Genomic DNA, 19,853 nt, shown 5'->3' with positions numbered 1-19,853 from the left:
TCGTCTCCTTGATGCGGCTTTTGCACATCTTCATGATAATGTTTTGCTGAAGTGTGTATGGAAACAATCTAGGGCCAAATCCGACGAAAAACGGAGCTGATTGCCCGAAAAAAATGAAAATCTGTCCGATACGGGATGAGAAATCACCGAAAACGGACGCTTTTGGTTCGGAAGGCATGCATGCAAGACAAATCCGGTGGTGCCGTCATCGTCCTATCAAGCCACGTCATGCGGGGTTCTGTCGGCAATCGTGCTGCGGTGTTCGCGCTTGAGACGCTAGGACACCCGGTCTGGGCCGTTCCGACGGTTGTGCTTCCCTGGCATCCCGGCCATGGTCCTTCAACACGGCTGAAGTTCAATGATGATGAGTTCGATCACGCCATTGACGATCTGATTCGATCCCCCTGGCTTGGAGAAGTCAAAGCTATCTTGACGGGTTACTTCGGCTCGGCCGCGCAGCCAGCCAGCGTAGCGCGGCTGATCACTGCCTTGCGGAAGGTCAATCCGGACTTGCTCTATGTTTGCGACCCGGTCATGGGGGATCTTGGTGGCCTCTACGTGCCGCAGCAGACGGCGGAGGCCATCCGCGATCATCTGCTGCCGCTTGCGGATGTCGCGACGCCCAATCGCTATGAACTTCAGTGGCTTTCGGATCGCAGTCTTGCCGATAATCATGCCCTGACCGAGGCCGCACTCACACTCGGTCCAAAACGTGTTCTGGTCACGTCTGCCGTTGCGATGATGGCGAATGGCGTTGGCAATCTTCTGGTGACGGAGCGCCGGTCACTTCTGGCGGAGCACCGTTTGATCGACAATCCCCCCAATGGTCTCGGTGATCTCCTGGCCGCACTTTTCCTGGCGCGACTCTTGTCCGGCGCAGGAGAGGAGAAGGCACTGCAACTGGCGATTTCCAGCGTCTTTGAGATCCTTTCGAGGACCACCCGTCGCGGAGCAGACGAGCTCGCCCTCGAAAGTGACGCATCGAGCCTTGCTACGCCCATGGCGATGGTCCAGATGCGGCAATTGCTCCATCCTTCGCAAAAGCCGCGTCGCACCAGTTGAGGCTCGTGATCCTCAGCTGTTGCCATGTGGCGCCCGGCGCGCTAATCGAAACGCATGAGCACTTTTCCAGAAGCCCTTCTGAACGGCTATCGTGAATTCATGAGTGGTCGTTATGTCGACCAACGCGATCGCTATCGACAATTGGCGGACCAGGGTCAGAAGCCGCATACGCTCGTCGTCGCGTGCTGCGATTCACGTGCCGCACCGGAGATGATCTTTGATTCCGGGCCTGGCGAACTCTTCGTCGTTCGCAACGTGGCAAACATGGTGCCGCCCTACGAGCCCGATGGGCAATATCATTCCACCTCTGCGGCACTTGAATTTGCCGTGCAGGCATTGCGGGTCAAGGATATCATCGTCATGGGGCATGGACGATGCGGTGGCATCAGCGCGGCCCTCGATCCCAATTCAGAACCGCTCTCGCCTGGTGATTTTATCGGGAAGTGGATGAACCTCGTCGCACCAGCGGCAGAGCAGATCCAGGGAAATTCCGAAATGACTGCCGGGGAGCGGCAGACTGCCCTTGAGCGCATCTCCATTCGCAATTCCATCGCCAATCTCAGGACTTTCCCTTGCGTGAAGATCCTGGAGGAGCGCCAGAAGCTGAAGATTCACGGGGCATGGTTCGACATCAGCAATGGCGAACTGTGGCTCATGGATCCGAAAACCCAGGATTTTTCGCGGATCGAACACGCGATCTGAGCCGTTTGAATTTTTGAAGCGCATATGAAAACGGCGGCCAGAGAGCCGCCGTTTTCATGTTGTGTCGAGACCGTGTTATTCGCCGTCGATGCGTGCGCCGATGTAGGCGATAGCCTGCTGGTAGACGGTTGCAGCATTCCAGCCCTGGATCGCGGCGAAGTTCGGCTCGCCTTCCTGGTAGCCAGCGCCGGGCTGCCAACCATGACCACGCAGGAAGTTCGCGGTCGAGGCCAATGCATCCGAGCGCGAGCGCACCATGTCGATATGGCCGTCGCCGTCGCCATCGGCGCCGAAGCGAACGACGTTGCGTGGCAGGAACTGGGTCTGACCGATCTCACCATGCGCAGCGCCCTTGGCGTTGACGTCGAGATTGCCGGCTTCAACCAGTTCCAGTGCTGCGTAGAGCTGGTCAGTGAAGAATTCGCTGCGGCGGCAGTCGAAGGCGAGGGTCGCTACGGCCGAAAGCGTGTGTTCCTTGCCAAGGAAGGAGCCAAAGCCGGTTTCCATACCCCAGATCGCAATCAGCGGACCGGCCGGAACCCCGTAGCGCTGCTCCAGCTTGGCAAACAACGCGGCATTGTTCTTCTTCATGGTCTTGCCACGGGTGATGATGGTCTGGCCGCCGCGCTTCTGCATGAACTGGTCGAACGAGAGCTTGAAGCTTTTCTGTCCCCGGTCGGCGCTGATTGTGCTTCGGCTGTAGTTCACTGCCGCAAAGGCGCGATCGAGTGTACGCGCATTGATGCCGGAACCGGTCGCTTGCTGCTTAAAGGCTTCCTTCCATTCCTCAAACCCCGCTGACGTATTGCTGCATGCTGCGGCTTCTGCCGAACCGATCGTGGAAAAGAGGGCGGTCGCTGAAATCACAGCTGCCGACAAGAGATGTGTCAGTCGCATTCAAGCCTCGTCAAAATGTTAGGATTTGCTGCACCATGACAGCGATTTCGCATCATGTCATCCGCGAAGAAATGGGCTTTTCAAGGGACTGGTGTCACATTGCATCACTTTTGTATGACAATCAGCCTCTCGGAGCTTCAAGAGCGCCCGTCCGCCAGAGGGCGGGCGGGCGCGCTTGGTTGTCTCAAGCAGCAGCGGCGCGGGGCTTGATCAGGCCGCGATTGACCAGAAGCTCAGCGATCTGAACTGCATTCAGTGCTGCACCCTTGCGAAGGTTGTCCGAAACGATCCACATGTTGAGACCGTTCTCCACGGTCGCATCTTCACGGATGCGCGAGATGAAGGTTGCATCTTCGCCAGCGCATTCCACCGGCGTGATGTATCCGCCGTTCTCGTGCTTGTCGATGACGAGGCAACCAGGGGCATCGCGCAGGATGTCGCGTGCCTGGTCTGCGGTGATCTCGTTCTCGAATTCAATGTTGACGGATTCGGAATGGCCGATGAAGACGGGGACACGCACCGCAGTGCAGGTGACCTTGATCTTGGGGTCGAGCATCTTCTTTGTCTCGGCCAGGACCTTCCACTCTTCCTTGGTGTAGCCATCTTCCATGAAGCTATCGATATGCGGGATCACGTTGAAGGCGATGCGCTTGGTGAACTTCTTCGTCTCGACCGGATCTGCCACGAAGACGGCGCGGGTCTGGGTGAAGAGTTCGTCCATGCCTTCCTTGCCGGCGCCCGAGACGGACTGGTAGGTCGAAACGACGACGCGCTTGATCTTGGCAAAATCATGCAGCGGCTTGAGGGCGACGACGAGCTGGGCTGTCGAGCAATTCGGATTGGCAATGATGTTGCGCTTCTTGAAGTCGGCAACGGCATCGGGGTTCACTTCCGGAACAACCAGCGGAACGTCAGCGTCGTAGCGCCAGGCCGACGAGTTGTCGATGACGACGCAACCCTGTGCGCCGATCTTCGGCGACCACTTCTGTGAAATCGTGCCGCCGGCAGACATCAGGCAAATGTCGGTGTCGGAGAAATCGTAGTTCTCCAGATTCTGGACCTTCAGAACCTTGTCGCCGAAGGATACTTCCGTTCCCTGCGACCGGGCTGATGCCAGGGCGATAACCTCAGACGCCGGGAAGCCGCGCTCCGAGAGGATGTTCAGCATTTCGCGACCGACATTGCCGGTGGCGCCTGCGACTGCAATCTTGAAACCCATGTCTATGCTCTCTTTCTGTCTCTCCGCGGATGGTGAGGAGGAAGATTGCGACAGGGTGCAACCTACCTGGTCCCCGGCCGTGCCGGGGAGAGAGCGGTGGCCGAAGACGTCAGACGGTTTTCGTCGTCGTTTTGGCCTTGGTCGTGGATGCAAGAGAATGGCATGCGCCGCCGGCAGCGCGACGCTGCAGGTCAAGGTAGACCGCAATGGGATGCCCGAGAGCGTGCATGGTCCGAAATCCTCTTCACGGCGAGGCATTACAAGGTTTTTGCACCGAGTCAAGCCGCTGGCGGGGTCTCGGAGGTGAAAACACGATTGGTGGTGCAAGCCACTTGCTTAGCCTGTCCCCATGACATTTGCCGGACTTGCCCCTGCTTCGGTCACATGGAACAAGAAGTCATTTCTCATCGGAGCATTTCATGGTCGCGGCCATCAGGAATTTGACAGCAGAGGATATGCCCTCTGTTACAGCCATTTACTCGCAAGCTGTACTCGAAGGTACGGCAAGCTACGAACTCGTGCCGCCCGGGGTGGACGAAATGACGGCCCGTTTCGCGGCGATCACCGGAAAAGGTTATCCCTATCTCGCAGCTTTGGATGGGGACAACAATCTGCTGGGTTACGCCTACGCTTCCGCATTTCGCACGAGACCCGCCTATCGCTGGCTCGTCGAGGACTCGATTTATGTCGCAGAGCAGGCGCGAGGCCTCGGTGTCGGTAAGGCACTTCTCCAGGCGCTCGTCCAACGATGCGAGGGATTGGGCTTCCGTCAGATGGTCGGTGTGGTCGGAGGTGCGAGCGATGCTTCAGTGGCGGTCCACCGGTCCTGCGGTTTCACCCTCGCCGGTCGGCTCGATGGTACGGGCTTCAAACATGGTCTCTGGCTGGATACAATTTTCATGCAGAGACCGCTCGGCGAAGGTAACACTACCAAGCCTGATCTGACGGTCTATCCGGGAACGCTTGGCTAATGGTTAGTCCAGTGCCTTGAGGCCTTTGTCAAACACCTTCAGGACCTGCTTCAGCTCATGGCCACGCTTGAGGATCCGGCCGTCGGTTGCAATGACCGCGAAGGCACCCTGCTTCGCAGCGAGCTTTGGGTTCTTCTCAATCCGATAGAGCGGATACTCGCCTGCCCGCTTGAACACGGAAAAGACCGCCTTGTCCTTCAGGTGGTCGATCGCATAGTCACGCCATTCGCCGTCACCAACCATGCGTCCATAGATCCAGAGGATGGCGTCCAGCTCCCTGCGGTGAAATGTAACGGGAAGCGGATCTGCCGCCTGGCGGTAAATGCCCAGATCCACGACACTCGCAGCGGCCTTGTCGATGCCGTCGCTTTCGTGGCGCTGTCCTTCAGGCAGCTCTGTCATCAATGCTCCTCGAGCTCTTTTTCATGACGGATGAATGACAGTGTGCCTGAGGCTTCCCAAAAAGCAAGTCGAGGTGCGGGTTTCGTGGCAGCGCGCCCATGGCCTATCCGCGCCCTCGCTCTTCAAAGGCGGCGAGCAGAAGATCGCGCAGTCGTGCGGCAATAGGCGACAGGCGTTTACCGTGGACGGTGATCAGGTGATAGGGCGCAACGACAATGGAAGTCTCAACCTTCAGCGTGCACAGATCACCGACCGGCGTCTGACGACAGAGAAGGTCCGAAACCTCGCGCGACATCGGCGCGATTGCGTTCGAAGAAGCCAGCATTGCGATCATGACCAGCAACGACGTTGTATTGACGATGTTTCTGGGAAGGGCGGAACCTTCTTCGATAAAATTTGCTTCGACAGCCTGCCTGAGCGGCGTACCGGGTTCCTGCATCACCCATGGGAAATGGGCCATATCGGACAAGCTCAACCGGTCCATGTTGACCAGTGGATGAGTGCGATGGACGACAATCTCCATCTCCTCCATCGCAGCACCCTCGACGTTGAACTGGCGTGCATCGATACCGGGAGGTACGCGCCCCAGAACAAAATCATAATGCCCGGACAGGAGATCGCGGATCAGTTCGCCACTGGCCGCAACGTCCAAATGGATATCGACAGCAGTGGAGTCGGCCTTCAAGACTTTAATCGCCGGCACAACATAGCCGACCGCACCGCCGGTCACGGCACCAACCCGCACCTTTCCAGTAAAACCCCGGCGGATGGCCTCGATTTCCCGGGCTGCTTCGCGCATTTCTTCGAGAACGTTCTGAGCGCGCCGCGCCAGTGCGCCACCAACAACGGTCGGTTCCATTCCCTTCGGCGTGCGAATGAAGATTGGGGAGCCCACATAGCGTTCGATTTCGCCCAGCATTCTGGAGGCCGCAGGTTGCGTCAGCGCCATTGCCTGGGCTGCGAGACTCAGCTGACCGAGTTCCGCAATGGACGCGATCAGGCCGAAATGTTTTGGTTGCAAACGATTTATCTGAGCTTCTGCCATAAATAATATATCAACTACGGTATGCAGAAAGTCAAAATAATCATTTGATCGGTATATCGAGCACGATAAGACTCGGCATGGAGCTGGGGGCTGCCGTGTCGGCCTTTCGTTCTTTGTTTCAGCGGTCGTCAGGAGGAGCTTGGCGCCGCACGGTATGACCAGGGAGGTTACCATGAAGAAACTTGGCGCCCTGATTGCGTCGTTCGCAATCGGCATCGCATCATTCGCACCTATGGCCTTTGCACAGGACAAGGGTGTGGTCGGCATCTCGATGCCCACAAAGACGTCGACTCGCTGGATCTCCGATGGCGAGACCATGGAAAAGCTGTTCAAGGAAGCCGGCTATACACCGGACCTGCAGTTTGCTGACGACGATATCCCGAACCAGCTGGCCCAGATCGAAAACATGGTCACCAAGGGTGCCAAGGTTCTCGTGATTGGCGCCATCGACGGCACGACCCTCTCCGACATCCTGCAGAAGGCTGCAGACGCCGGCGTCAAGGTCATCGCCTATGACCGCCTGATCCGTGACTCGGGCAATGTCGACTACTACGCCACCTTCGACAACTTCCAGGTCGGTGTTCTTCAGGCGACCAGCCTTGTGAACGGCCTCAAGGCCAAGTTCCCGGATACCAAGCCATGGAACGTCGAACTCTTCGGCGGTTCGCCGGACGACAACAACGCCTTCTTCTTCTACGATGGCGCGATGTCTGTTCTGCAGCCGATGATCGACAGTGGCGAAATCGTCGTGAAGTCCGGTCAGATGGGTATGGACCAGGTTGGTACCCTGCGTTGGGACGGCACTGTCGCCCAGGCACGCATGGAAAACCTGCTTTCCTCGACCTACACCGAAGACAAGCTGCATGGCGCGCTTTCCCCGTATGACGGCCTGTCGATCGGCATCCTGTCGGCTCTGAAGGGCGTTGGCTACGGTTCTGGCGACATGGCAATGCCTGTCGTCACCGGTCAGGACGCCGAGCTTCCGTCGGTCAAGTCGATCCTCGCAGACGAGCAGTCTTCGACGGTCTTCAAGGACACCCGCGAACTGGCTAAGGTCACTGTTGCCATGGTCGACGCGATCATGGGTGGCAAGACCCCCGAAGTGAACGACGAGAAAACCTACAACAACGGTGTGAAGGTCGTTCCGTCTTACCTGCTCAAGCCAGTTGCCGTCGACAAGTCCAACGCAAAGGACATTCTGGTCGGCGCCGGCTACTACACAGCCGAGCAGATCGACAACTGATCCTCAGCAACGCAATCGGGTCCGCGATTTATCGCGGACCCATTTCCTATACGCATTGAGGGAGCTTGCGCCCCGGCTCGACCTGGTGGTCGCTGGATGGGCGCTGGAATTCTGCACATGGACAACATCATTCTCGAGATGCGCGGCATCACGAAGACATTCCCGGGTGTGAAGGCGCTCGACAATGTCAGCTTCAAGGTGCGCGAGGGTGAAATCCACGCACTCGTCGGCGAAAACGGAGCCGGCAAGTCGACGCTGATGAAGGTATTGAGCGGTGTCTATCCCGCCGGCACCTACAGCGGCGACATCGTCTATGACGGTGAAGCCCGTCGCTTCAGCACGATTTCTGATAGTGAAGAGCTTGGCATCATCATCATCCATCAAGAGCTTGCGCTGGTCCCGCTTCTGTCGATCGCCGAAAACATTTTCCTTGGCAATGAGATTGCCGACAAGGGCGTTATCCACTGGCCCCAGACCTTTGCGCGGACGAAAGAGCTGCTGGCAAAGGTGGGCTTGAAGGACTCGCCCTCGACCCGCATCACAGACATCGGCGTCGGCAAGCAACAGCTCGTCGAAATCGCCAAGGCGCTGTCCAAGAAGGTGCGTCTCCTGATCCTTGATGAGCCGACCGCGTCGCTTAATGAAACGGATTCCGATGCGCTGCTCACCCTGCTGATGGAATTCCGCAAGCAGGGCATGACCTCGATCATCATTTCCCACAAGCTGAACGAAATCCGCAAGGTTGCTGACCAGATCACCATCCTGCGCGATGGCGGCACGGTGGAAACGCTGGACTGTCATACGCAGGACATCAGCGAAGACCGGATCATCAAGGGCATGGTCGGTCGCGACATGGAAGACCGTTATCCGAAGCGCGAGCCGAAAATCGGTGACGTGCTTCTGGACGTGAAGAACTGGAACGTCTTTCACCAGAACCATCGCGACCGCCAGTTCCTGCATGACATCTCGTTCAATGTGCGCGCAGGTGAAGTTGTCGGTATCGCTGGCCTCATGGGCGCTGGGCGTACCGAAACGGCGATGAGTATTTTCGGTAAGTCCTGGGGACATAAGATCACCGGTGATGTCAGCATGCATGGCAAGCCGGTCGACGTCTCGACGATCCCGAAGGCCATCGACGCCGGACTTGCCTATGTAACTGAAGACCGCAAACATCTCGGTCTGGTTTTGCAGAACAACATCAAGGAAAATACCACCCTGTCCAATCTCGGTGGTGTGTCCAAGAGCGGAATCATCGACGATCGCAAGGAAGCCAAGGTGGCCTCCGACTATCGTCAGATGCTCCGCATCCGTTCGCACTCGATCTATCAGGAAACAGTCAACCTTTCGGGCGGTAACCAGCAGAAGGTGGTGCTGTCGAAGTGGTTGTTCACCAATCCTGAAGTGCTCATCCTCGACGAACCGACACGCGGCATCGACGTGGGCGCTAAGTTTGAAATTTACACCATCATCAACCAGCTTGCCGCCGAAGGTAAGGGCATCCTGATGATCTCATCGGAAATGCCCGAACTGCTCGGCACCTGCGATCGCATCTACGTCATGAACGAAGGACGCATTGTCGCGGAACTGTCTAAGGAAGAAGCAAGCCAAGAGTCCATCATGCGTGCCATCATGCGCTCTGGGGAGAAACACTAATGGCCATCGACACAAGAACCGAAACCCCCAAGGTCTCCGTGGGCGAGTACCTCCGCAAGAATATCCGTGAATACGGGCTTCTGCTTGCTCTCGTCGTTATCATGGTTCTGTTCCAGGTTCTGACTGGCGGCGTTCTGTTCCGTCCGGTCAACATCACCAATCTGGTGCTGCAGAACTCCTTCATCGTCATCATGGCGCTCGGCATGTTGCTGATCATCGTGGCCGGGCATATCGATCTTTCGGTCGGCTCGATCGTCGCCTTTATCGGCGGCATCGCGGCGATCATGCTCGTCAAATGGGGCTGGCATTTTTCGCTGGTTGTTCCGCTGTGTCTCGTGCTCGGCGGACTTATGGGTGCAGCCCAGGGATATTGGGTTGCCTATCAGAAGATCCCGTCCTTCATCGTGACGCTGGCCGGCATGCTTGTTTTCCGCGGCATGACCTATGTCGTGCTTGAGGGGCGCCCGATCGGTCCGTTCCCGAAGGAATTCACGCTGCTGTCGACTGGTTTCATCCCGGATTTCTTGTCCTTCACCGATCCTGCGACCAGCCTGATCAAGAACTATGTTGCTCTGATCGGCATCATCGTCTTGGTCGCACTCGCGATCTATTCGGGCATGAAGAACCGCCGCCTGAACGATGAGCATGGCACGGAGAATGAGCCCTTCGTCTTCTTCGTCCTGCAGATGGGTATCATCAGCGCCGTCGCCATCTTCCTCGGCTACCAGCTGGCCACCTATCGCGGACTGCCGAACGTTCTGGTGGTGATGGGTGTGCTGATCGCGCTTTATGCTTTCGTTACGACCCGCACGACAATCGGTCGTCGCATCTATGCGCTCGGCGGCAACGAGAAGGCCGCAAAGCTTTCCGGCATCAACACCGAAAAGCTGATCTTCCTGACCTTCGTCAATATGGGTGTTCTCGCAGCCCTTGCCGGCATGATCATCGCAGCACGTCTGAACTCGGCTACGCCGAAGGCGGGTGTTGGCTTCGAACTCGACGTCATCGCGGCCTGCTTCATCGGCGGTGCTTCGGCTTCGGGCGGCGTTGGCAAGATCACCGGTGCAGTCATTGGCGCCTTCATCATGGGCGTCATGAACAATGGCATGTCGATCATGGGTATCGGCATCGACTATCAGCAGCTGATCAAGGGCCTTGTGCTTCTGGCTGCTGTCTTCTTCGACGTTTACAACAAGAACAAAGCAGTCTGAGGATAGGCTATGTTTCTCTCGCAATTGAAGTCTGGCGGCATTATCTGCCGCCAGGGCGAGGCCGCGCGCCTTGTCCCAGGGTTTAACTCCACATACGATCTCGCCAAGGCAGCTATTGCCGCCAAGGCATCCGTCGCCGCCATCATCGAAAAGCAGGGGCAGGGCGAAAGCGTCGATCTTCTGGCACTTTTCGATGCCGGCAAACTCGACTGCCCCATCCGCCATCCCGATCCGGCCCATATGTACCTGACCGGTACGGGCCTGACGCATACGGGATCAGCATCCGCACGCGACAGCATGCATGCCGATACGGCCGGTATGAGCGATTCCATGAAGATGTTCCGCATGGGCATCGAAGGCGGCAAGCCGAAGCCGGGCGAACTCGGCGTGCAGCCGGAATGGTTTTACAAGGGCAATGGCGTCAACGCGATCGCGCCAGGTGAAGACCTCGTCTCGCCGTCCTTCGCGCTTGACGGCGGTGAAGAGCCGGAGATGGCTGGCTACTACATCATCGGTGAAGACGGCACGGCGCACCGCCTCGGCTTCTCGGTCGCCAACGAATTCTCCGACCACGTGACCGAAAAGATCAACTATCTCTATCTGGCGCATTCGAAGCTGCGTCCGGCCTCCTTCGGCCCGGAAATCCTGGTTGGTCCGCTTCCGGATCATGTCGAAGGCGTTTCGCGCATTCTCCGCGATGGCAAGACGGCCTGGGAAAAGGCCTTTGTCTCCGGCGAAGCGAACATGTCCCACACGATCGCCAATCTTGAATACCACCATTTCAAATATGCGCTGTTCTGCCAGCCAGGCGACCTCCATGTGCACATGTATGGCACAGCGACGCTTTCCGTCGCGGACGGATTCGTCACGCAGGAAGGCGATGTCTTCGAGATCCAATCGCCGCAATTCGGTCTCCCGCTGCGCAACCGGCTCGCCCGTGCCGCAGCAGAACCCGTAACGGTCAAGATGCTCTGAGCGGATCGGTCTCCGACCCGCCCATCCCAACAGAGACAGGACGAATAGCCATGAGCAAGTTCAAACCGGCCGAATGGCCGCGCCAATTGAGATCGCAGCACTGGTATGGCGGTACCTCCCGCGACACCATTTACCACCGCGGCTGGATGAAGAACCAGGGCCACCCGCACGACCTGTTCGATGGTCGTCCGGTTATCGGTATCCTGAACACCTGGTCCGACCTCACGCCCTGCAACGGTCACCTGCGCGAACTTGCTGAAAAGGTGAAGGCAGGCGTTTGGGAAGCCGGCGGTTTCCCCGTTGAAATCCCGGTCTTCTCGGCGTCGGAGAACACCTTCCGCCCGACCGCGATGATGTACCGCAACCTCGCGGCCCTTGCCGTGGAAGAAGCGATGCGCGGTCAGCCCATCGATGGCGCCGTTCTGCTCGTCGGTTGCGACAAGACCACGCCGTCCCTGGTCATGGCTGCCGCCTCGACCGACCTGCCGTCCATCGTCGTCACCGGCGGTCCGATGCTCAACGGTTATTTCCGCGGTGAGCGCGTCGGTTCCGGCACGCATCTGTGGAAGTTCTCCGAAGCCGTAAAGGCCGGTGAGATGACGCAGGAAGAGTTCGTTGAAGCGGAAGCCTCGATGTCGCGCTCCAGCGGCACCTGCAACACCATGGGCACCGCGTCCACCATGGCTTCCATGGTTGAAGCCCTCGGTATGGCGCTCTCCGGCAATGCCGCGATCCCGGCCGTCGACAGCCGCCGCAAGGTGATGGCGCAGCTTTCGGGCCGTCGCATCGTGCAGATGGTCAAGGACGACCTGAAGCCTTCCGACATCATGACCAAGGAAGCCTTCGAAAACGCCATTCGCGTCAATGGCGCCATCGGCGGCTCGACCAATGCCGTCGTTCACCTGCTCGCCATGGCCGGCCGTGTTGGGATCGACCTGACACTCGATGACTGGGATCGCCTCGGTCGTGACATCCCGACCATCGTCAACTTGATGCCATCGGGCAAGTATCTGATGGAAGAGTTCTTCTATGCCGGCGGTCTCCCCGTCGTCATCAAGCGCCTTGGTGAAGCCGGCAAGCTGCATAAGGACGCGCTGACCGTTTCGGGCGAAAGCATCTGGGACGAGGTCAAGGACGTTCGCAACTGGAACGAAGACGTCATCCTGCCGGTTGAAAAGGCACTGACCCAGCAGGGCGGTATCGTCGTTCTGCGTGGCAATCTCGCGCCGAAGGGCTGTGTATTGAAGCCGTCGGCCGCCTCGGCCCATTTGATGAAGCATCGCGGTCGCGCCGTGGTTTTCGAAGACATCGACGACTACAAGGCAAAGATCAACGATGAGGCGCTCGATATCGATGAGACCTGCGTCATGGTTCTGAAAAACTGTGGTCCACGCGGTTATCCGGGTATGGCTGAAGTCGGCAATATGGGCCTGCCGCCCAAGGTGCTGCGCAAGGGCATCACCGACATGGTCCGCATTTCCGACGCCCGCATGTCGGGTACGGCTTACGGCACCGTGCTTCTGCACACCTCGCCGGAAGCTGCCCGTGGCGGTCCGCTTGCCATCGTCCAGAACGGTGACTTTATCGAACTCGACGTTGATTCACGCCGTATCCATCTCGATATTTCGGAAGAAGAGATGCAGCGCCGCCTCGCCGCCTGGCGTCCTTCGGTCGAGCCGCCAGCAAGCGGTTATGCCAAACTCTTCCACGATCATGTCGAAGGTGCCGATACCGGTGCTGACTTCGACTTCCTGAAGGGTTGCCGCGGTTCGCCGGTCGGCAAGGACGCACACTGAGGATCCGCACGATGGCAGATCGTATTCCGCTCGCACTCGTCGGCATCGGCAAGATTGCCCGCGACCAGCACATCCCGTCCATCGAAGGCGGTAACGACTTTGTCGTTGCCGTCAGCGTCAGCCGTCATGGCAAGGTCGAGGGTGCGGAGCACCACACGGATTTTGATGCATTCCTGGCCGCGCGCCCGGATATCAAGGTCGTGTCGCTCTGCACGCCGCCCGAAGTGCGCTTCAACATGGCAAAGGCGGCTATTGCCGCCGGTCGTCATGTGCTGATGGAAAAGCCCCCGGCGACAACGCTCGGCGAAGCTGAAGCCTTGACCAAGCTTGCGGAAGACGCTGGCGTCACTTTGTTTGCTACCTGGCATTCGCGCTTTGCGCTCGGCGTCGAGCCGGCGCGCCAATGGCTCTCCGACAAGGTTATCCAGTCGATCTCGATCGTCTGGAAGGAAGACGTGCGCCGCTGGCATCCCGGTCAAGCCTGGATCTGGGAGCCGGGCGGCTTCGGCGTCTTCGACCCCGGCATCAATGCGCTCTCCATTCTGACCGAGATTGTTCCTGGCCATATCATGGTCGAAAAATCCGTCATCGAATTCCCCGAGAACAAGAAGCAGCCCATCGCTGCATCGCTTGTGATGCGCACCGTCGAAGGCGCGCCTGTTACGGCTGAGTTCGACTGGCGCCAGGAAGGTCCGCAGACCTGGGACATCACTGTTCAGACAAATGCCGGCGAGCTGCGCCTTTCAAAGGGCGGTTCGGAACTCTATATCGGGGGTGAGGAGCAGGCATCCGGCCCGGATCGCGAATATGCCGCGATCTACGAACGCTTCGCCAAGCTCATCCACGCTCGCCAGAGCGACACGGACTATCAGCCTTTGCGCATCGTGGCGGATTCGTTCCTCTGCGGCGAGCGCAAGGTTGTCGCTCCCTTTGAAGATTAAGAAATTAAGGAGGCCCACTCCATGGCTTATACACCGACTGGAAAACACCTGATTGCCGGCAATTGGATTGCGACCACTGAAACCTTTGCCTCGTCGCCGGCCACTGGCCCTTCGCATACCTTCTCGAAGGGCACGCCAGCCCTGGTTGATCAAGCCGTAAAGGCCGCCGAAGAAGCTTTTGAGACTTATGGCTATTCGACACGCGAAGAGCGTGCCGCCTTCCTTGATGCGATCGCTGAGGAAATCGACGCGCGTGGTGATGCCATCACCGAGATCGGCTCCCAGGAAACCGGTCTGCCGGAAGCCCGCCTGATCGGTGAGCGTGGCCGCACCGTAGGTCAGCTGCGTCTGTTTGCTGCACACATCCGCAAGGGTGATTACCTCGACCGACGTCATGATGAAGCCCTGCCGGATCGCAAGCCGCTTCCGCGTCCGGACCTCAAGATGGTTCAGCGTCCGATTGGACCGGTTGCCGTTTTTGGTGCCTCAAACTTCCCGCTCGCCTTCTCGACGGCCGGTGGCGATACGGCAGCAGCGCTGGCTGCCGGCTGCCCGGTTGTTGTCAAGGCGCATGACGCCCATCCTGGTACCGGCGAAATTGTCGCCTCCGCCATCGATGCCGCGATCAAGCGCTGCGGCATTCACCCCGGCGTATTCTCGCTCGTTCACGGCGGTAGCCGAGACGTCGGTGGTGCGCTGGTGCAGCATCCTCTGATCAAGGCTGTTGGCTTTACCGGATCGCTCGGTGGTGGTCGTGCCCTGTTCGACATGTGCGCCCAGCGTCCCGAGCCAATCCCGTTCTTCGGCGAACTCGGTTCGGTCAATCCGATGTTCATGCTGCCCGCAGCCGTTGCCGCCCGTGGCGAAGCCATCGCCAAGGGCTGGGTCGGTTCGCTTACCATGGGCGCCGGCCAGTTCTGCACCAATCCAGGCATCGTCGTTCTCCTCAAGGGTGCTGATGCCGACAAGTTCGTCGAAACGGCGACCGAGGCACTGTCCGGCATTGGTCCGCAGACCATGCTGACGGACGGCATTGCCAAGGCTTACCGCGATGGCGCGACCCGGATTGCTGGCACTGAAGGTGTTCGTTCGGTCCTGACCTCGACCTGTGACCTGCGCAATGCAACGCCGTATCTCTTCCAGACCACCGCGAAGGACTGGCTCGACAATCACGTGCTCGGCGAGGAAGTCTTCGGACCGCTTGGCCTCATCGTCATCGCTGACAGCGAAGACGAAATGGTCTCGATGGCCCGCAGCCTGCAGGGTCAGCTGACGGTCTCCTTGCATGTCGACGCTGGCGACGAAGCAATGGGCAAGCGCCTGATGCCGATCCTGGAGCGCAAGGCTGGCCGCGTGCTGGCCAATAGCTTCCCGACCGGGGTTGAGGTGGCCGATTCGATGGTTCACGGCGGTCCTTATCCGGCGTCCACCAATTTTGGTGCGACTTCCGTTGGTACCCTGTCGATCCGTCGCTTCCTGCGGCCTGTCTGCTTCCAGGATATTCCGGCGGCCCTGCTGCCGGTTGATCTCGCCTAAGGAGAGTGCAGTGACCGGACAGCCGTTCGCCGCTCTGGTTGATTGGGGCACAAGCAATCTGCGCATCTGGCTCGTTGATAGCCAGGGTGAGATCATTGGTGAGCGGCAGTCCGCCGAAGGCATGGGCAGCCTCGACAAGGCTGCCTATCCTGCCGTGCTTGAGGGCCATCTATCGGCCCTCGGTGCCTCACCTGACCTTCCTGTCGTGGTCGCCGGTATGGCCGGCGCCCGCACGGGTTGGAAAGAAGCGCCTTACGTCGAAACGCCGGCGCCGCTTATCGGGCTTTTCCAGCATGCGGTCCGCCCCGAAGGTGTCAGCCGCACTGTCTTTATTCTGCCGGGTGTCTGCCAGCGCGAAGGCGGCGCCTTCGACGTGATGCGCGGGGAAGAAACCCAGCTCGCAGGTGCCCTGGAGCAGGGGCTCGATAACGCCCTCTTTTGCTTGCCCGGTACGCATTCGAAGTGGGCTCTGGTCGAAGGGGGGCTTGTCCGCCGCTTTTCAACCGTGATGACCGGTGAGCTCTTCAACCTTATAAGCCGGCAATCGATCCTTCGCCTCTCCGTTCCGGAAGATGGCGATGCGGAAGCGGATGTCGAGATTTTTGATGCCGCAGTGGAACAAGCGCTCGAACCCGGCTTTGCCCTGACATCGACGCTCTTCTCCATCCGTGCCGAAAGCCTTTTGACATCAGAGACGAAAACCAACCCTGCTGCTCGGCTTTCAGGCATGCTGATCGGTGCCGAAATTGCCGCAATCCGCCAGGATCTTCTGCGTCATGGCAAAGCCTATCTGATCGGTACCGGCAAACTGACCCGTCTCTATGCCCGCGCCATCCAAAAGGCGGGCGGCGAGGCGATCATGCTCGACGGCGGTCTGCTTGTGCGCCGCGGTCTTCTGGCCTCAGCCATCTCCCTGTTTGACCACGAATTCAAGGACTGAACGTATGACCGCATCCGTCGCCTGGCCGGCTCTTCGCCGCAATCTCGTCGCCATCCTGCGCGGCATCAAGCCGGAGGAAATCGAGGCGGCGGTCGATGCCTTGGTGGAGGCCGGTTTCGAGGCAATCGAGGTGCCGCTCAATTCGCCGGATCCGTTCGTTTCCATCGAGAAGGCCCGCAAGCTCGCGCCCGCCAATGTCCTGATCGGTGCCGGTACGGTTCTGGAGGTGTCTCAGGTCGACCGCCTTCACGACGCCGGCGGCAACCTCCTTGTAACGCCGAATGTCGAGCCCGACGTGATCCGTCGCGCCGTGTCGCACGGCATGGTGACCATGCCGGGTGTGTTTACGCCGACAGAGGCGCTGCTGGCGGCCAAGTCAGGTGCGGCTGCGCTGAAGTTCTTCCCTGCAAGCGTGCTTGGTCCTTCGGGCATTTCTGCGATCAAGGCCATTCTTCCGCCAAATTTGCCGATCGGCGCCGTCGGCGGTGTCTCGGATGCCAATTTTGCCGACTACTGGAAGGTCGGCGTACGTGCATTCGGTCTGGGCTCAAACCTCTACAAGCCAGGTGACGATGCCGCGACGATCGGCAACCGCGCGGTAAAATCCGTAGCGGCATACGATTCCCTCCTCGCTTGAAGTCATTCCGGCATTGAGGTGCGCTCCCCGCCAATGCGGGTGGTGCGCCTCAAACATGAAATTTGTCCAAGAACAATCCAATCGCAGCAGGATTCGGCAAGCAGTCTCTCAATACTTGAGATAACCAGTCACGTTATCTCGGGATCAGAGACGGTCATTCAAGGCCGTATGGGGACTGCGCATGAACGAATTCACACGTCATCGATCTTTAAAGCGGATTTTGCTTGCAGGCGCCGCGCTGACGCTCGTATCGGCGCCCGCGCTCGGGCAAAGCCAAGACACGAGTACGGAACTGCAGACGATTGTGGTCGAGGGACACGGCAACAATGGCACAGGGCCGGTCGAAGGCTATGTGGCTGGTGAGAGCACGACAGGTTCAAAGACGGGCACGCCGATCACCGAAATTCCGCAATCAGTCAATGTCGTTGGCCGGGAGGAGATCGAGGATCGGGGCGTAACCAACAAGGTCGACGAAATCCTGCGTTATACGCCGGGCGTGATGGCCCAACCCTTCGGTGCGGATGGCGATACCGACTGGATCTATATCCGCGGATTTGACGCGACACAGACAGGCGTGTTCCTCGATGGCCTCAACCTCTGGAGCTATGGCTTCGGCGGCTTCCAGGTCGATCCCTTCTTTCTGGAGCGTGTCGAGGTTCTGAAGGGGCCAGCATCGGTCCTCTATGGCGGCGCCAATCCGGGCGGCATCGTCAATCTCGTTGGCAAGCGTCCGCTCGATGAAAACCGGATCTATACCGAAACGGGCATCAACAACCACGGGACCGCCTTCTTCAATTTTGACGTCAACCACGTCTTTGAGCAACAAGGCGTATCCTCGCGTCTCATCGGCAAGATCGACGGCGGCGATACGGCGGCGGGCGACGAGTTCCGTGGTGTCGTCGCTCCGGAGGTGACCTGGAGCCCTGACGATGCGACGAAGCTTAATGTGTATGGCTACTACTCCAATCTGGATCAGCAGACTGGCACCAACGGCTTCTTCCCCTATGTAGGCACGGTGGTCGATGCGCCTTTCGGCAAGATTGATCCGGACGCTGACTATGGCGAACCGTCAACGGACTTCAGCAAGATCCGTCAGACCATGCTCGGTTACGAATTCGAGCATGAATTCGAAAATGGGGTGACCTTTGCGCAGAATGCGCGTTACGGTCATGTCAACCGGCATGAGAACAGCCCCTATTCCTACGGATATTTCGATCCGGCGACGAATACGGGGTACCTGCAGGAACCCGGAACAATCCCCATGCTCCAGCGCATCGGCTTCGAAGGACTTACCGAGGTCGACAGCTTCTCGCTCGACAACCGGCTATCTGGGGAACTGACGACAGGACCGGTCGAGCACTCGATTGTGGCGGGCCTGGACTACAAGCACTATCAGCTCGATCATGTCCAGAAATGGCCATCTTGGCCCGCGTCGGCGACGCCTATCAGCGTTACCGATCCGGTCTATGGTACGATCCAGCCATCCAACGACGTCCAGATCGATGAAGTGCTGACGCAGCGTCAGGTAGGGCTTTACGCACAGGACCAGCTCAAATTCGGCTCAGGCTTTGTGATGACGCTCAATGGGCGAGCGGACTGGCTTCATACGGATCTCGATGACCAGCTCGGCACCGACAGCTATCAGTCGGACGATACCGCCATTTCGGGGCGCGTAGGCCTAGCTTACGAATTCGCCAATGGCGTAACCCCCTACATCAGCGCGGGCACGTTCTTCAATCCGGTGGTCGGCACAACGCTTGGCGAAGCGCTCGTTCCTGAAGAAGGGTATCAGTATGAAGCCGGGATCAAGTATGAGCCGACTTCCTTTTCCGGCCTGATCACCGCATCCGTGTTCCACATCACAAAACAAAACTGGACGAACACGACGCTCGGTATCTCCACACAGGTGGGCGAAGTGGAAGCGAGAGGCTTCGAACTCGAAGGCAAGGTGGACCTCTCCGAAAGCTGGAAGCTGCTCGGCTCCTTCACCTACCAGGATCTTGAGGTGACGGCGGATGAGAATGGTTCGCTGCTGGGCAGCACGCCTTATCTCACGCCGGATATGCAGGCATCGGTCTGGGTCGACTATGAGGTGCCGACTGGGTATTTCGAAGGGTTGAGCCTCGGCGCAGGTCTTCGCTACCAGGGTGAAAGCTGGGCCGACATGCCCAACACCAAGACGGTGCCTGACGTCGTGCTTGCGGATGCTGCCCTACGCTATGAGAAAAACGATTGGGGCCTCTCTCTGAACGTCAATAATCTGTTCGACAAACAATATGTGGCTGGTTGCCAGGGCACCCTCGTCTGCGGCTATGGCGAAGGTCGGACGATTACCTTCAAGCTATCCAAGACTTGGTAAGACCGTAACACGGTCGGAACGAGGGCCGCGGGCTTCTGTCCGCGGCTCTTTTTTTCACGTGAAACGACAATGGCTTAGGCGAGAAGGAGGTGACGCCCGTCACGCTGTGATTGTGGGAAGCTCCGGCTTGCCCCAATTTGGACAAATCAGGGGTGATATTCGCGATGAGTTATAACCAACTTGGTTGGCGCGATGCGCCAAAAGGTCCGGTCTGGCGCATTGACCCCTTACCCCCAGCCCCCCAATGCTTCCGGGCCGGACCGC

Annotated in this window: 17 protein-coding genes; 13 read left to right on the top strand and 4 right to left on the bottom strand. The window is 58.7% G+C overall.

The genetic code is table 11. The features are described from left to right. Positions 1–180: 180 nt before the first annotated feature. Complete coding sequence (gene pdxY, locus ACSV9I_RS14690; RefSeq protein ID WP_438329572.1) at positions 181–1,062, top strand: pyridoxal kinase PdxY; 882 nt, start codon at positions 181–183, stop codon at positions 1,060–1,062. 54 nt (positions 1,063–1,116) lie between these two features. Further along, positions 1,117–1,764, top strand: coding sequence for a carbonic anhydrase (locus ACSV9I_RS14685; protein WP_054159196.1), 648 nt, complete (start codon positions 1,117–1,119; stop codon positions 1,762–1,764). A gap of 75 nt (positions 1,765–1,839) precedes the next feature. Here the strand turns inward: ACSV9I_RS14685 and ACSV9I_RS14680 are convergent, their stop codons facing one another. Both ACSV9I_RS14680 and ACSV9I_RS14675 read right to left on the bottom strand, forming a co-directional pair. Beyond that, positions 1,840–2,661, bottom strand: coding sequence for a lytic murein transglycosylase (locus tag ACSV9I_RS14680; protein ID WP_438329570.1), 822 nt, complete (start codon positions 2,659–2,661; stop codon positions 1,840–1,842). 184 nt (positions 2,662–2,845) lie between these two features. Continuing rightward, complete coding sequence (locus ACSV9I_RS14675; protein WP_054159194.1) at positions 2,846–3,880, bottom strand: aspartate-semialdehyde dehydrogenase; 1,035 nt, start codon at positions 3,878–3,880, stop codon at positions 2,846–2,848. 419 nt (positions 3,881–4,299) lie between these two features. Between ACSV9I_RS14675 and ACSV9I_RS14670 the strand changes: the two genes are divergently transcribed. Then, positions 4,300–4,851 carry a GNAT family N-acetyltransferase gene (locus ACSV9I_RS14670; RefSeq protein WP_054159193.1) on the top strand — a complete coding sequence of 184 codons (552 nt, stop codon included), beginning with the start codon at positions 4,300–4,302 and terminating at the stop codon, positions 4,849–4,851. A 3-nt stretch (positions 4,852–4,854) separates the two neighbouring features. Here the strand turns inward: ACSV9I_RS14670 and ACSV9I_RS14665 are convergent, their stop codons facing one another. Together ACSV9I_RS14665 and ACSV9I_RS14660 are read right to left on the bottom strand one after the other, a co-directional pair. Next, positions 4,855–5,253 (bottom strand): DUF2794 domain-containing protein, encoded by a 399-nt coding sequence (locus tag ACSV9I_RS14665; RefSeq protein WP_054159192.1) that lies wholly within the window; start codon positions 5,251–5,253, stop codon positions 4,855–4,857. A gap of 103 nt (positions 5,254–5,356) precedes the next feature. Then, on the bottom strand, positions 5,357–6,472 hold the full coding sequence (locus tag ACSV9I_RS14660; RefSeq protein WP_438329568.1) for a LysR family transcriptional regulator: 1,116 nt from the start codon (positions 6,470–6,472) through the stop codon (positions 5,357–5,359). On the opposite strand from ACSV9I_RS14660, the gene chvE reads away from it, so the two are divergent. From chvE to ACSV9I_RS14610, 10 genes are all read left to right on the top strand, one after another. After that, entirely contained in the window at positions 6,471–7,541 is a 1,071-nt protein-coding gene (gene chvE / locus ACSV9I_RS14655; RefSeq protein WP_054159190.1) for a multiple monosaccharide ABC transporter substrate-binding protein, read from the top strand. The two genes, ACSV9I_RS14660 and chvE, sit on opposite strands and share 2 nt — an antisense overlap. Positions 7,542–7,658: 117 nt before the next feature. Beyond that, complete coding sequence (gene mmsA / locus ACSV9I_RS14650; protein WP_438329565.1) at positions 7,659–9,194, top strand: multiple monosaccharide ABC transporter ATP-binding protein; 1,536 nt, start codon at positions 7,659–7,661, stop codon at positions 9,192–9,194. Further along, positions 9,194–10,405, top strand: a complete 1,212-nt coding sequence (gene mmsB / locus ACSV9I_RS14645) for a multiple monosaccharide ABC transporter permease (protein WP_054159189.1) — start codon at positions 9,194–9,196, stop codon at positions 10,403–10,405. Before mmsA ends, mmsB begins: the two co-directional genes overlap by 1 nt. Before the next feature lie 9 nt (positions 10,406–10,414). Next, positions 10,415–11,380, top strand: coding sequence for an AraD1 family protein (gene araD1 / locus ACSV9I_RS14640; RefSeq protein WP_438329564.1), 966 nt, complete (start codon positions 10,415–10,417; stop codon positions 11,378–11,380). Positions 11,381–11,430: 50 nt separating this feature from the next. Then, positions 11,431–13,176, top strand: coding sequence for an L-arabinonate dehydratase (gene araD / locus ACSV9I_RS14635; protein WP_054159187.1), 1,746 nt, complete (start codon positions 11,431–11,433; stop codon positions 13,174–13,176). Positions 13,177–13,187: 11 nt separating this feature from the next. Continuing rightward, positions 13,188–14,117 (top strand): Gfo/Idh/MocA family protein, encoded by a 930-nt coding sequence (locus ACSV9I_RS14630; RefSeq protein WP_438329562.1) that lies wholly within the window; start codon positions 13,188–13,190, stop codon positions 14,115–14,117. Positions 14,118–14,138: 21 nt separating this feature from the next. Beyond that, positions 14,139–15,653 carry an aldehyde dehydrogenase (NADP(+)) gene (locus ACSV9I_RS14625; protein ID WP_438329561.1) on the top strand — a complete coding sequence of 505 codons (1,515 nt, stop codon included), beginning with the start codon at positions 14,139–14,141 and terminating at the stop codon, positions 15,651–15,653. Positions 15,654–15,663: 10 nt separating this feature from the next. Further along, positions 15,664–16,593, top strand: coding sequence for a 2-dehydro-3-deoxygalactonokinase (locus tag ACSV9I_RS14620; protein ID WP_438329559.1), 930 nt, complete (start codon positions 15,664–15,666; stop codon positions 16,591–16,593). Positions 16,594–16,597: 4 nt separating this feature from the next. After that, entirely contained in the window at positions 16,598–17,230 is a 633-nt protein-coding gene (locus tag ACSV9I_RS14615) for a 2-dehydro-3-deoxy-6-phosphogalactonate aldolase (protein WP_438329557.1), read from the top strand. Positions 17,231–17,411: 181 nt separating this feature from the next. Further along, entirely contained in the window at positions 17,412–19,589 is a 2,178-nt protein-coding gene (locus ACSV9I_RS14610) for a TonB-dependent siderophore receptor (protein WP_438329554.1), read from the top strand. Positions 19,590–19,853 lie beyond the last annotated feature (264 nt).

Source organism: Rhizobium sp. G187 (genome assembly GCF_051549525.1).
Taxonomy (GTDB): Bacteria; Pseudomonadota; Alphaproteobacteria; order Rhizobiales; family Rhizobiaceae; genus Allorhizobium.
This window is presented reverse-complemented; position numbering and strand designations above follow the sequence as displayed.